The organism is Actinomycetota bacterium, assembly GCA_030776725.1.
Lineage (GTDB): Bacteria > Actinomycetota > Nitriliruptoria > Nitriliruptorales > JAHWKO01 > JAHWKW01.
The window spans coordinates 1-12,627 of sequence record JALYHG010000047.1 but is presented as its reverse complement, the minus strand read 5'-3'; the positions used below and the strand labels follow the sequence as shown (position 1 = coordinate 12,627).

Below are 12,627 nucleotides of genomic sequence, written 5' to 3'. Positions count from 1 at the left end.
CGGGGTCGTCTCCGGCCGTTACGGGGCGGGTTGCAGACCCGCGTTCTGATCCACCGGCCGCGCGAGGGCGAGCGCGAAGCGGCCGCGGCGGTCGGTGTCCCACCGCTGCAGCCGGAGCCCGGCCCCGGCCAGCTCATCGACGACCTGGCTACGGGTGAACTTGTACGAGCTCTCGGTGTGCAGTTCCTCGCCGGCCGTGAACCTCACCGTGATCCGCAGGTCAGGGAACGTGGCGCTGATGTCCCGCGAGGCACGGAGCGACATCTCGATGCTGGCGCGGTGTTCGTCGTACCGGGCGACGTGCTCGAACGCATCCGGAGGCAGCTGCGCGCCGAGTTCGCGGTTCAGGACGGAGATCAGGTTGCGGTTGAACGCAGCCGTCACACCAGCCCGGTCGTCGTAGGCGGCCCGAAGGACCGAAGGGTCCTTGACCAGGTCCACGCCCAGCAGGAAGTGATCGCCGCCGTGGAGTGCGAGCGCGACCTGCTCGAGGAGCGCGGCGCGTTCGCCGCGGTCGAGGTTCCCGATCGTCGAACCGAGGAAGACGAGGAGGCGCCGCCCACTGCGTGGGATGGCGGGAAGATCACGGCGGAAGTCACCCACCAGGCCGTCGACCTCCAGCCACGGGAGGTCGGCGGCGAGCCGGTCGGCCGCGCCCCGCAGCGCAGCCTCGCTGACGTCGAGCGCCACGTACCGGGAGCCGGTCCCGACGTCGTGCATGGCGTCGAGCAGTAGGCGGGTCTTGCGCGCCGAACCGGATCCGAGCTCCACCAGCTCGACCGGTCGGGTCTCACGGACGATGTCACCGGCTCGTGCCCGGAGGATCTGGGCCTCGGCGCGGGTGAGGTAGTACTCGGGGAGTCCGGTGATGCGCTCGAACAGTGCGCTCCCCCGCGCGTCGTAGAAGTACTTCGGAGGCAGGGCCTTGCGCCGGCCCGTCAACCCGGTCCGGACGTCGTCGGCCAGCTGTTCCCGGAGCGACCGCACATCCGACAGGTGACGCACCGTCACACGCTGTGCTGCCGGGGGAGCGACCTCCCCAGCGGCCGACTCGTGGTCCGACGTCGCCACGGGCTGTCCTGTCTTCCTGCCGGCCCCGTTCGAACGCGCGACCCTACTGCCGTCCGTTGACCGTGGTCAGCTGCGTTCGGCGACGCCGAGGACGTGAGGGGAGGCCGGGAGCATCCACGGTGACGGCGCGAAACGGAACGCATCCAGGTCGGTGATCTCGAACCCGGCCGCTTCGATCGCGGCCGCGGTGTCCCGGCTGACGTGGCAGCCACCGCTGACGTGCGGCCACACGAGGTCGACCGCCCGTTGGATGCGGCGCAGCCACCGTTCGGACGCTTCGACGTGCTCGTAGAACCGCAGCTGCCCTCCGGGACGCACGACACGCGCGAGCTCGCGGAGTGCCGACTGCTGGTCGGGCACTGAGCACAGCACCAACGACGCCACGGCCGCGTCGAACGTGGCGTCGTCGGCTGGCAGGTCGTCGGCGAGGCCCGCCACCACGCGCACCGGAACCCGGGCCTGGCGCGAGGCTTCCCGCGCCCGCTCACGCAGGTAGGGCTCCGGCTCGACCGCCAGGACGTGCGCGACGGTCTGGGGGTAGTGGGCGAAGTTGCGGCCGTTACCGGCGCCGACCTCGATCACGTGGCCCACGAGGCCGCGCAGCAGCGCCCGACGGTGTTCGACCACACCGCGGGCGTCGAGGGCCCTGCTCAGCCGTTCGTACCCGCGGGCGAAGATCGGTCGACCGCTCGCACCGCCGCGGCGACAGGTCACCGCTACGACAGGCGTGGGATCAGCTCGCGCTCGGAGAACCGCAGGAACCCGTCCTGATCGGGTCCCACCTGGTGCAGGTAGACGTGGTCGTAACCGGCGTCGCTGAAACGATCGATCATCTCGAGGTGGCGTTCGGGATCGGGGCCGCACGCGACCAGCTGCGTCAAGCGATCCTCGGTGACCAGCTGCACGGCCTGCTCGAACTGCTTCGGCGTGCGGAACTCGGTGTTCTCGTCGCTGGTGAGGCCGATCTGCGGCCAGTGCTCCATCGCCGTGCGGACAGCCTCGTCCTCCGACTCCGCCCAGCAGACGGTGATCTGGCCGTACCGCGGCTTGTCGTCACCGCCGGCCTGGCGGAACGTTCCGACGACGTCCGAGCTCGGAGCCAGGCCGACGAGGGCATCGCCGAGTCGCCCCGCGAGCTCGGCGGCGGATGGGCCGCTCGCAGCGACCGCCAGCGGTGGGGGATCGTCGGGCAGCGTGTACAGACGGGCGTCCTCGACCGTGTAGTGGCGGCCACGGTGGGTCACCACATCGCCGGTCCACAACGCCCGGATGACCTCGATGGCCTCCTCGAGCATGTCATGACGGACGTCGGTGGCGGGCCACGCGGCACCGGTGACGTGTTCGTTGAGGCGCTCGCCGCTACCGACGCCCAGGAAGAACCGGCCGGGGAGCATCGCCGCCGACGTCGCCGCCGCCTGGGCCACGATGGCCGGGTGCACGCGCATCGTCGGGCATGTCACGCCCGTGCCGACGACGAGCGCGTCGGTCACCTGCGCGATCGCCCCGATCACGTTCCACACGAACGGGCTCTGCCCTTGCGCGTCGAGCCACGGATGGAAGTGATCGGAGATCAGCGCGAACCCGTAACCGACGTCCTCGGCGCGGCGGGCGTTGGTGACCAGATCCGACGGGCGGTGCTCCTCGCACGACAGCGCGTAGCCGAGCTGGACCATCCGCTCCTAGCTCCCGTCGCCGGTGTCGTCCTCGTCGGCGCGCTGCTCGGGGGTGTGACGCGGGCCCGGCTGGGGGGCGGTCTCTTCCTCGTCCTGGCCGGTGCGTTCCTGTGGGGTGTAGCGGGGGGTGTCTGGATCACTGTCTTCGCGTTGCTCGCTCACGCTGTTGCCTTCCGCGGGTCCGTCTGGGTCAGCTCGCCACGTCCTCGGCTCGCTCGGTCGCCTGCTGGCTACGGATGTGTTGCGTGTCGTCGTGGATCTCGTCGATCTCGTCGCGGATCTGGCGGAGTTCGCGTCTGAGGTCGGTGATCTCCTCACGCAACGGGCTGATCTCCTCACGCAACGGGCCGACGGCCGCCTGCTGGGCCAACCGCAACGGCGCCTGCACCAGTTGACTTGCGGTCTCCTTGAACCTCGCCATCGTTGCTCCTCGTCGCGGGTCTACAACCGACGGTACGGACGCCGGTTCAGCCCGCGGGGCTCTCGGTTGGTCGTTCGTTCACGACGCTGCGAGCGGCCACTGGCGAGGCGACCGGGCCCGAGGAGGCGACGTCTGAACAGGACGTCAGCGAAGAACGACGCGCCGAGAAGGGATCGTGACCAAGGGCGGTGAACCCCCCATCGACGTCGTGCGTCTCGCCGTCGACCGCGACGCTGGTCAGGGCCCAGTGCGAGCGGGGAGACTCGAACTCCCACCCCCTGTCGGGGACCAGGACCTAAACCTGGCGCGTCTGCCGGTTCCGCCACGCTCGCGCGGCGTCAGGGTACGGCCGGGCGGGTCGGTCGGGGCCCACCGTAGGCTGCGCCGATCGGTGAGGAGACCGTCGTGCGCGACGATCGCGGATGGGCGGGGCGCCGCTTGCGGTGGGGGCGCACCGCTGCCGTGGCGCTGATGACCGCCGCGCTGGTCACCATCCTGGCGGTCGTCGGGGTGGTGCTGTCCGGCGGCGGCCAGCCCCGCCGCCCCGCAGCGTCCCCGGACCCCCTCGCGTCGGCCGACGGGATCGTGCTCCGCGATCTCGTCGTCACCGACGCGCTCGATCCACGGACGGGTCAACCGGCCGCTCCCCGGGACCGCTTCGAAGTCGGCGAACGGGTCGTGGTGTGGGTCGACGTGGCGTACGACCGCAGCCGCCCGGGCCGCGACGTCCTGCGGTTCGTGTTCACGCGGACGGATGCGGACGTTAGCGAGCTGTTCACGTCCACGGTGCGCATGCCGCAGCCGTTGGGTGTCGCGACCGCAGGTCTGAGCTCCGCGTACACCCAGCAGCCGGGTCGCTACCAGGTGACCGTCTACGCCAACGACCAGCCACTGGCCAGCACGGATTTCACGGTGGCCGCATGAAGCGCTCGCCGCCGTGGGCTCTCGATGGCCTCTGCTGTGCCCCGCCAGGGACTCGAACCCCGAACCTGCCGATTAAGAGTCGGATGCTCTGCCAGTTGAGCTAGCGGGGCGAACCGTCCACACGGTGCGTGAGAGGACGGACGCGGGGTGAGTGAGGGGATTCGAACCCCCGACCTCCTGGACCACAACCAGGCGCTCTCACCAGACTGAGCTACACCCACCAGGTGCGCGTGAAGGGTACGTGTGGGGGGTGGGACGTGCAAAGGTCCGTGGTATCACTCCCACCGACGTAACAGCTCGCTGAGGTCATCGCTTCCCACGTTCCCGCCGGACAGGATCACGCCGACCCGTCGGTCGCCGAGGCCCGCCGCGTCGCTGAGCACCGCCGCGAGCGCCACCACACCGCTGGGCTCCACGAGGAGCTTCAAGCGGTTCAAGACGAACGTCAACGCGGCGAGGATGGCCGCATCAGACACCGTGACGATCCGGTCCACCCGCTCCCGGTTGACGGCGAAGGTCAGCTCACCGGGGATGGTGGCCCGCAGGCCGTCCGCCACCGTCCGTGGAGTGGGGATCGACACCCTCTGGCCGGCGGCGAACGAACGGGCGGTGTCGTCACCATCCGCGGGCTCCACCCCCACGACCTCCACGTCGGCGAGCATCCCCCGGGCGGCGGTCGCGCACCCGGCGATCAGCCCGCCACCGCCGACGGGGACGACCAGAGCGTCGAGCGGTCCCGCGTCCTCGATCAGCTCCAGCGCCGCGGTGCCCTGACCTGCCATGACGCGTGGATCGTCGTACGGCGGGATGACCGTCCAACCGCGCTCATCGGCGAGTTGGCGGGCGATGTCCTCGCGATCCTCGCGCCGGCCGTCGTAGGTCACGATCATCCCGCCGTAGGCGATCGTGGCGGCGCGCTTGGCGGGTGGCGCGTCGGCCGGCATCACGATGGTTGCGGTCGTACCGAGCAGGCGTGCCGCCAGTGCCACCGCCTGAGCGTGGTTCCCCGACGAGTAGGTCACGACGCCCCGTGCGCGTTCCGCCTCGCCCAATGAGGCCATGGCGTTGTAGGCGCCCCGCAGCTTGAAAGAGCCCGCACGTTGCAGGTTCTCCGCCTTGCAGAGCACACGCCCCCCGCTGCGTTCATCGAGGGACCGTGCGGTGACAAGCGGAGTGCGGTGGACGACTCCTCCGAGCCGGCGCCCGGCGGCGCGGACGTCGTCGAGGTCGATCACGGCACATCAGCCTCCGGCGAGTTCGTGTCGCCAGGCGCCGGCAGCGCCCCGATCGCGCGCCCGGCAGCGCCCCGATGACCGAAGGCCCCGACGGGGGGCGGGGCCTTCGGGGCGCAGACGCCCATGGGCACCCGAAGGGCCCCGCATCTGTGCCGGGATCAACTCTAGGCCGACCCGGACCGCGAACGCGAGCGTCGCGCGAAGTTGCCTCGGGCCTCGAGACCTGCCTGCGGTACCCTGCCGTGGCGGCGATCGTGGCCGCGGACTCCTCGCGCCCGTAGCTCAATTGGACAGAGCAGCCGGCTTCTACCCGGTGTTCGTTGCAGGTTCGAGTCCTGCCGGGCGCGCTTCCAGCCCACTGCGTCAGCGGGGGCGACCGCGCGGGATGTACCCCTTGGGCATCGGCAGGTCGCTGTCTGAAAGGGCCCGTAGCTTCGTGTCGAGCGACTCGACGTCGTGCTTCTTGATCCGGCGCGGCAGACGCATCAGGTGCATCCGCAGTTCCCGCAACCCGACCTCACCTTCGCCGTCCCCGATGATCACCTCGTGGACCGGTGTGTCGCCGACCACACGCTGCATGCGTCTGTGTTCCTTCTTCAACATCGCCTGCACGCGCGGACGTGCCCCCTCCCCGACGAGCACGACGCCAGGCCGTCCCACGACGCGGTGAACGAGGTCCTGCTTGCGAGTCACCGCCACGGCGGGGGTGACCCGCCACGGCCCGCGCATGGTCTGGACCACCGCCAGTGCAGCACCGGGTCTCCCCTCGATCGATCCGAGCTGGACAGAGGTGGCCCGCCGACCGAGGACCACAACCGCAGCCAGCAGCCCCAGCGTGACCCCGACCGCGGCCCCCACGATCGCGTTCCCGGTCAGCAACCCGACCGCGAACACGATCGCGAAGACGCCCACCCCCACGGCGACCATCAGCGGCACCGCCCGCGGGTCGGCCTCGCGCGTGGTCTGGATCACGAGCCATATCTGTCGCAGTCGGTCCATGCGCGCCACACCGATCGGGTCCGCCGCGAGCGTAGACGCCACCGGCTAGATGGTTCCGGTGGGTGGTGGGCGGGTGCCCGAACGTCCGGCACCGCGTCGGCTGCGACGCGCCATGCTGCGAGGGCACCTGCTCGAACGAAGAACGCGACGGAGATCCTCGTGCGGAGGCTGTCCGACCCACGCCGCCTCGCGGGCACGGTGGCCGTGCTGGTCGCGACCGCCGCCTGCGGGCCTGCAGGGCAACCCGGGCCCGCCACCACCCCCACCCAGGAGGTGACCCCCACCCCGGGTGAGGTCACCGCCACGGCTGCCGCCCGAGGCGATCCTCTTGAGGAGGAACATGGCGCGGCCGAGCACATGACGGTGTGGGCGACCTCGATCGTGGTCGGCATCCACGAGGTCACCGAACTCGAGGGCGAGGTTCACGCGAACGCGGTGGAGCTGCGTTCCCACCTCGACTTCCTGCTCCGCGAGCATGCGGCTCTGGTCGGCCACGCCACCCACGCCGCCGTCGGTGGCGCCTACAGCCCTCGTGCGGCTGTGGAGGTCGCGCTCACCCACAACACCGAAGAGTTGGCGAACGAGATCCGTCAGCTGTTCGACAGTCCCCTGGCCGAACGCTTCGAGGAGGCCTGGACAGCCCACGTCGACCACGAGCAACGCTACGTCGAGGCGATCGTGGCGCGCGACGCCACCGCTGCCCGTGTGGCGATGCAGGACCTGCGACGCAACGCCGACGAGCTCGCAGACACGGTGGTGGCGCTGACCGGTGGCACCGCCGACCGGGCGGTGGTCGCCGAGGACATCACCGTGCACGTCGACACGATCACATCGGCCGTTGACGTCCACGACCAGCCCGACCAGTGGTACGGCGCACTGCGCGACGCCGTCGACCGCATGGGGGACGTCGCCGCGGGGCTGGCCGGAGCGATCGCCGAGGCTCAGCGCTTGGAGGGCGACATCGACTCCGAGGTGGCTCGTCTGCGTGCTGAGCTGGCCGGCCGCATGGTCGATGACGTGGTGTTCACCGCGATGCTGACGCGCGCCACGTTGGCTCCCGACGAGGACCCGGCGCCGGTTGAGGACGTGGTCGACGCGGTCACCCGGTCGCTCGCCGAGACCCTCGGCGAGCCGCTGGGAGACGAGTTCAGCTCGCATCTCGAGGACCTCTGGCACGAGCGGACCGACGCCCTGGTGGCCTACGCCGAGGCAGTGGCCGAGCACGTCAAGGCCGAGGAGGCCGGCGAGGAGATCGGCGAGGCCGAGAAGGCCGCCGAGGAGGACGCCCTGAAGCGGCTGCACCGGTTCTCCAAGGAGCTCGCCACGCTGCTGGAGGAGGCCACGGGCGGGGCGCTGGGGGTGGCGATCATGGAGCGAGACGCCGCTGAACACGTCCGGACGATGACCGCGACGATCGACGCGCAAGCACATCGCGTGTAGACGGTCGCGAGCACGGCCGCCACCACCGCGTCTTAGCCTGTCTGGTCGCCGCGTGTGGCCTCGGTTGGCCTCCCACAGCCGACCGTCCGGACGGCCAGGGTGCTGTGCTCGCCCGCTCGCGTGGCCCCCCGCCGGGCTCGGCTACAGTCGGCCGCATGCTCGATTGGGCTCGGTCGGCGGGGCGGCGTGTGCGGCGGTGGTCAGCCCGTTCAGCTGCGGTGGCCGCCGGCCTGCTGGTCGTGTTCGCGGGCGGGTGTACCTGGCAGGCGGGCGCGCTGCAGCCCAAGGGCCCGGCCGCCGAGCGCCTGTACGAGGTGTTCCTGATCTCCTTCTGGACCGGACTGGCCGTGTACGTCATCGTCGGCGGCCTGGTGCTGATCGCCATGTTCCGCCGTCGCCGCGCCGACGAGGACGCGGCGCGCTTCCCGACCAACCGCTTCGTGTTCATCGGCGGGCTGCTCGTGCCCGCCGTGATCCTGATGGGCATGATGGGAGCCACGTTCCTGTACCTGGCCCAGGAACCCCAGAGCGGTGAGCTCCCCGTCACCGTGATCGGCCACCAGTACTGGTGGGAGGTGCACTACCCCGAGCACGACGTGATCACCGCCAACGAGATCCAGATCCCGACGGGGACGGACGTCGAGTTCCGGTTCGAGTCGGTCGACGTGATCCACTCGTTCTGGGTCCCGGAGCTGCACGGCAAGTCCGACCTGGTACCTGGGCGCACGACTCGCCTGGTGGTCCGTGCGGACGAGCCTGGCCGCTACCGCGGTCAGTGCGCCGAGTACTGCGGCTTGCAGCACGCCAACATGGCGTTCGAGGTGGTCGCCGTGTCCCCGGAGGACTTCCGGACCTGGGCCGAGGCACAAGCCCGCCCCGCGGTGGTGGACGACCCTCGGGGCGAGGAGCTGTTCGAGCGCCATGCGTGCGCGGCCTGTCACGCGATCCGCGGCACGGACGCCGACGGGCAGATCGGTCCGGACCTGACCCACCTGGCCAGCCGGGCCATGCTCGGAGCGGGGACCGTCCCCAACGACCGCGGCCACCTGTCCGGATGGGTCGTGAACTCACAGACGATCAAGCCCGGCAACGAGATGCCGCCGATCACCACGCTCGAACCCGACGAGCTGCACGCGCTGCTCGACTACCTGGAGAGCCTCCAGTGACCACGACGCTGTCCCGGTCGGCCGTGGCGGAACGCCTCGACGAGATCTGGTCCGACCAGCCCGGGATCGTAGGGTTCCTGACCACGGTCGACCACAAGCGGATCGGGATCCGCTACTTCGTCACGGCCCTGACCTTCTTCGTGATCGGCGGGATCCAGGCGCTGCTGATGCGCACGCAGCTGGCGGTGCCCGAGAACACGTTCATCGGTCCTCAGCTGTACAACCAGCTGATGACGATGCACGGCGTGACGATGATCTTCCTGTTCAACACCACGATCTGGGGTGGGTTCGGCAACTACTTCCTCCCGCTCCAGATCGGTACGCGGGACATGGCGTTCCCGCGCTTGAACGCGATGTCGTACTGGTTCTTCCTGCTGTCGGGGATCTTCCTGTACACCAGCCTGTTCATCGGGTTGATGCCCGACGGCGGCTGGTTCGCCTACCCGCCGCTGACCGAGAACGAGTTCCTGCCGAACCTCACGATGGACTACTGGGCCATCGGGCTGGCGTTCCTGGGGGTGTCGACCACCGTCGGTGGCATCAACTTCATCGTGACGACCTTCAAGATGCGCGCCCCCGGGATGAGCGCGAGCCGGCTGCCGATCTTCGTGTGGTCGATCCTGGTCATGTCGTTCATGATCGTGTTCGCCCTGCCGGCGATCACGCTCGCGCAAGTGCTGCTCGAGCTCGATCGTGCCTTCGGCTTCCGCTTCTTCGACCCGGTCGCGGGCGGTGACCCGGTTCTCTACCAGCACCTGTTCTGGCTGTGGGGCCACCCGGAGGTCTACATCGTCTTCGTGCCGGCCACCGGTGTGGTGTCCATGATCGTGGCGTCCCTGTCGCGGACACCCCTGGCGGGCTACCTGCTGGTGGCTGCCGCCTTGGTGGCGCTCGGCTTCCTGAGCTTCGGGGTATGGGTACACCACATGTTCACGGTCGGGCTGGGCTTCATGGCGCTGAGCTTCTTCTCGGCTGCGAGCTTCATGGTCAGCATCCCCAGCGGGGTGCAGTTCTTCGCCTGGATCGGGACCCTGTGGAAGGGCAGACCGATCTTCAACACGGCGATGCTGTTCGTCATCGGGGCCTTGTTCGTCTTCCTGGCGGGCGGGATCACCGGCGTGATGGTCGCCATGATCCCCTTCGACCTCCAGGCCCAGGACAGCTACTTCGTCGTGGCTCACTTCCACTACACGCTGGTCGGGGGCTCGGTGTTCCCGGTCTTCGGCGGCCTGTACTACTGGCTGCCGAAGATCACCGGGCGGTTGATGAACGAACGGCTCGGCAAGTGGAGCTTCTGGTTGGTCTTCATCGGTTTCAACGTGACCTTCCTCCCGCTGCACCTGCTCGGCCTGTGGGGCATGCCCCGGCGTTACTACACCTACCTGTCCGGACTCGGCTGGGACGGCATCAATCTGGCTGCGACCATCGGGGCGTACGTGCTGGCGGTGGGCTTCGGGCTGTCGTTCGTCAACTTCCTGTGGAGCCGCAAGCGTGGCCCTCTGGCCGGGGCGAACCCGTGGGGGGCCGGCGAGCTGGAGTGGTCCACCCCGTCGCCGGTGCCTGAGTACAACTTCCTGGAGTTCCCCCGGGTCACCAGCCGGTACCCGCTGTGGGAGCAGGACCTCGAGGCGGTCAGCGACGAGGAGGAGGGCCCGCCACCCGAGCGTCCGGTGCTCCTACCAGGCGAGGAAGAGGAGGAGCACTACACGCTGGCCACCGGCGGGGTGGACGCCGTGCCCGAGCAGGTCATGCCGATGCCGAGCCCGTCACCGTGGCCCCTCGGGGTCGCGGTGGGGACCATGATCTTCTGCTTCGGGGTGCTGACCCGCGGGTTCTGGCTCGGGTTGTTCGGGGTGGGAGTGATCGCTGTGTCGCTGTTCCTTTGGTACTGGCCGGAGTGGATCGAGGAGGAGGTCGAGCTGGAGGGCACCGAGGTGGAGGAGGCCCTGCGATGACGACCATGCCGCCGACAGGCGAGCAGCCATGAGCGGTGTCGGGACCACCGCACACGGGCCGGTCGTCGAGATCCGCCCGGGCCGGTCGACCGCCTGGTGGGGGATGATCAGCCTGATCGCGACCGAGGGTGTGCTGTTCGGTCTGCTCCTGTTCGTCTACTTCTACTTCTGGGCCGGTCTGGGTGACTGGCCACCACCCGGGCTGCCGGTGCCGGAGCTGGTCGGGTCGGGGGTCCGTTCTGTGATCCTGCTCGGCAGCACGGCACCGGTGATCCTGGCCGAGCGCAGCCTCATGGAACGCGGAGACACCGCCAAGTGCGCCATGTGGCTCGTCGTCGCCCTCGCGATGGCCGCGATGTTCCTGATCGGCCACATCCAGGAACAGTTCCTTCTGTTCACGGAGATCTCCCCGACCGAAACCGCGTACGGCTCCGCGGTGGTGACGATCCTGAACTTCCACGCGGTACACCTGATCATCGGCATGATGGCGATGACGTTCGTGCTGATCCACGTGCTCCGCCGCCGGATCACGGCGGAGCGCCACGCGATGCTGGAGATCGGCGGGATGTACTGGCACTTCGTCGACGTGATCTGGATCTTCGTGTACAGCGCGCTGTACATCTCGCCACGCGTGCTGTCCGGCTGAACCGATGATGATGGCGGAGAAGGCGGAACACGCCGGCGGGATGGGGCTGTGGTACGGCCTGGTCGCCGGGGTCGCGTTCTGGGGTGCCCACGTGGCCGGGATGGCCGCGATCACCCCCTACGTGTGCCACAGCGGCCAGATGGTCTGGTACCACGTGCTCACGTTCGCAACGCTGGCGCCGACCGCGGCGGCGCTGATCCCGACCTGGGCGGCGTGGCGGGACGAGGACGCCTCGTCGGGGGTGCGCTTCCTCGGGGGGATGGGGCTCCTGCTCACCGCCATCTTCGGTCTGGCGATCATCGCTGAGTACGTCCCGGTGTTCATCTTCGACCCGTGTGCGGCCTGATGGGCCGCACCGTCGTCGCCCACGCTGGTCAGCCGCTCAGCCCCGAACGCTTCGCGACAGCGTGGAGCTTCGAACCGCTGATCGTGGTGGTGCTCGTCGCTGGGGTGGCGCTCTACGGCGCCGGGCTGCGGCGGGTGCGCTCCACGGAGGCCGGCCGCCGTGCGCTGCCGCCGTGGCGGTCGCGGTGCTTCGCTGCCGCGGTGACGGTCGCCGCGGTGGCGTTGCTGTCGCCCCTCGAGGCTCTCGCGCACGAGCTGTTCGGGGCGCACATGCTGCAGCACGTGCTGCTGACACTGGTGGTGCCACCGCTGCTGGTGCTCGCCCGTCCGGTGCTGGTCGGGTCCATGGGGCTGCCGCTGCGCGCCCGCCGGACCCTGTCCGTGGCGCGGGTACGCCTGCCACAGCCGGGGACCCGCCCGGTCGGCTTCGCGGTTGCGGCCGTGGTCGTGCACGTCACGACCCTGTGGGTGTGGCACGTACCGGCGCTGTACGAGGCGGCGCTCGACCACGCGATCGTCCACGTGGTGGAGCACACCACGCTGATCGCCGGGGCGCTGCCGTTGTGGTGGGTCGCGGCCGAGCCGCGCGGTCGGTACGCCAACGCGGTCGGGGTGGCGGCCCTGTTCGCCGGCGTGTTCCAGTCGGGCGTCCTGGTCCGGCTGGTCACGTTCGCCGGTGAGGCGTGGTACCCGCACCACATCGTGGGGGCACTGCGGTGGGGCCTGACACCGTTGGAGGACCAGCAGCTCGC

The 12,627-nt window shown here is 69.8% G+C and carries 14 protein-coding genes and 4 tRNA genes; 8 read left to right on the top strand and 10 right to left on the bottom strand.

All coding sequences use genetic code 11. From position 1 onward, the window contains the following. Positions 1-18: 18 nt before the first annotated feature. From egtD to M3N57_01840, 6 genes are all read right to left on the bottom strand, one after another. Entirely contained in the window at positions 19-1,005 is a 987-nt protein-coding gene (gene egtD, locus M3N57_01865) for an L-histidine N(alpha)-methyltransferase (protein ID MDP9021448.1), read from the bottom strand. Positions 1,006-1,137: 132 nt separating this feature from the next. Beyond that, positions 1,138-1,785 carry a class I SAM-dependent methyltransferase gene (locus M3N57_01860; GenBank protein ID MDP9021447.1) on the bottom strand — a complete coding sequence of 216 codons (648 nt, stop codon included), beginning with the start codon at positions 1,783-1,785 and terminating at the stop codon, positions 1,138-1,140. A 2-nt stretch (positions 1,786-1,787) separates the two neighbouring features. Beyond that, complete coding sequence (locus M3N57_01855) at positions 1,788-2,744, bottom strand: TIGR03557 family F420-dependent LLM class oxidoreductase (protein ID MDP9021446.1); 957 nt, start codon at positions 2,742-2,744, stop codon at positions 1,788-1,790. 6 nt (positions 2,745-2,750) lie between these two features. Continuing rightward, the gene (locus M3N57_01850) at positions 2,751-2,906 is read right to left on the bottom strand and encodes a hypothetical protein (GenBank protein ID MDP9021445.1); all 156 of its coding nucleotides are present in this window, start codon (positions 2,904-2,906) and stop codon (positions 2,751-2,753) included. 28 nt (positions 2,907-2,934) lie between these two features. Beyond that, entirely contained in the window at positions 2,935-3,165 is a 231-nt protein-coding gene (locus M3N57_01845) for a hypothetical protein (protein ID MDP9021444.1), read from the bottom strand. 248 nt (positions 3,166-3,413) lie between these two features. Next, positions 3,414-3,497 (bottom strand) — tRNA-Leu (locus tag M3N57_01840). Positions 3,498-3,570: 73 nt separating this feature from the next. On the opposite strand from M3N57_01840, the gene M3N57_01835 reads away from it, so the two are divergent. Beyond that, positions 3,571-4,089, top strand: a complete 519-nt coding sequence (locus M3N57_01835; protein MDP9021443.1) for a hypothetical protein — start codon at positions 3,571-3,573, stop codon at positions 4,087-4,089. 37 nt (positions 4,090-4,126) lie between these two features. Here the strand turns inward: M3N57_01835 and M3N57_01830 are convergent. From M3N57_01830 to M3N57_01820, 3 genes are all read right to left on the bottom strand, one after another. Further along, positions 4,127-4,199, bottom strand: a tRNA-Lys gene (locus tag M3N57_01830). A gap of 36 nt (positions 4,200-4,235) precedes the next feature. Further along, positions 4,236-4,310 (bottom strand) — tRNA-His (locus tag M3N57_01825). Positions 4,311-4,364: 54 nt separating this feature from the next. After that, on the bottom strand, positions 4,365-5,324 hold the full coding sequence (locus tag M3N57_01820; GenBank protein MDP9021442.1) for a threonine/serine dehydratase: 960 nt from the start codon (positions 5,322-5,324) through the stop codon (positions 4,365-4,367). A gap of 271 nt (positions 5,325-5,595) precedes the next feature. Between M3N57_01820 and M3N57_01815 the strand changes: the two genes are divergently transcribed. Then, positions 5,596-5,671, top strand: a tRNA-Arg gene (locus M3N57_01815). A gap of 16 nt (positions 5,672-5,687) precedes the next feature. Here the strand turns inward: M3N57_01815 and M3N57_01810 are convergent. Continuing rightward, positions 5,688-6,365: a DUF4191 domain-containing protein gene (locus tag M3N57_01810; protein ID MDP9021441.1), complete on the bottom strand. Its 678-nt coding sequence runs from the start codon at positions 6,363-6,365 to the stop codon at positions 5,688-5,690. A 117-nt stretch (positions 6,366-6,482) separates the two neighbouring features. Here M3N57_01810 and M3N57_01805 point away from each other — a divergent pair, with 117 nt between their 5' ends. From M3N57_01805 to M3N57_01780, 6 genes are all read left to right on the top strand, one after another. After that, positions 6,483-7,763 carry a hypothetical protein gene (locus tag M3N57_01805; GenBank protein ID MDP9021440.1) on the top strand — a complete coding sequence of 427 codons (1,281 nt, stop codon included), beginning with the start codon at positions 6,483-6,485 and terminating at the stop codon, positions 7,761-7,763. A 155-nt stretch (positions 7,764-7,918) separates the two neighbouring features. Further along, positions 7,919-8,929, top strand: coding sequence for a cytochrome c oxidase subunit II (gene coxB, locus M3N57_01800; GenBank protein ID MDP9021439.1), 1,011 nt, complete (start codon positions 7,919-7,921; stop codon positions 8,927-8,929). After that, the gene (gene ctaD, locus M3N57_01795) at positions 8,926-10,884 is read left to right on the top strand and encodes a cytochrome c oxidase subunit I (GenBank protein MDP9021438.1); all 1,959 of its coding nucleotides are present in this window, start codon (positions 8,926-8,928) and stop codon (positions 10,882-10,884) included. Before coxB ends, ctaD begins: the two co-directional genes overlap by 4 nt. A gap of 28 nt (positions 10,885-10,912) precedes the next feature. Next, complete coding sequence (locus M3N57_01790) at positions 10,913-11,530, top strand: cytochrome c oxidase subunit 3 (GenBank protein ID MDP9021437.1); 618 nt, start codon at positions 10,913-10,915, stop codon at positions 11,528-11,530. Between the two features lie 4 nt (positions 11,531-11,534). Continuing rightward, positions 11,535-11,876, top strand: coding sequence for a hypothetical protein (locus M3N57_01785; GenBank protein MDP9021436.1), 342 nt, complete (start codon positions 11,535-11,537; stop codon positions 11,874-11,876). Beyond that, positions 11,876-12,627: cytochrome c oxidase assembly protein (locus tag M3N57_01780; protein MDP9021435.1), on the top strand; the 752-nt coding region annotated here is incomplete at its 3' end. The genes M3N57_01785 and M3N57_01780, both read left to right, overlap by 1 nt.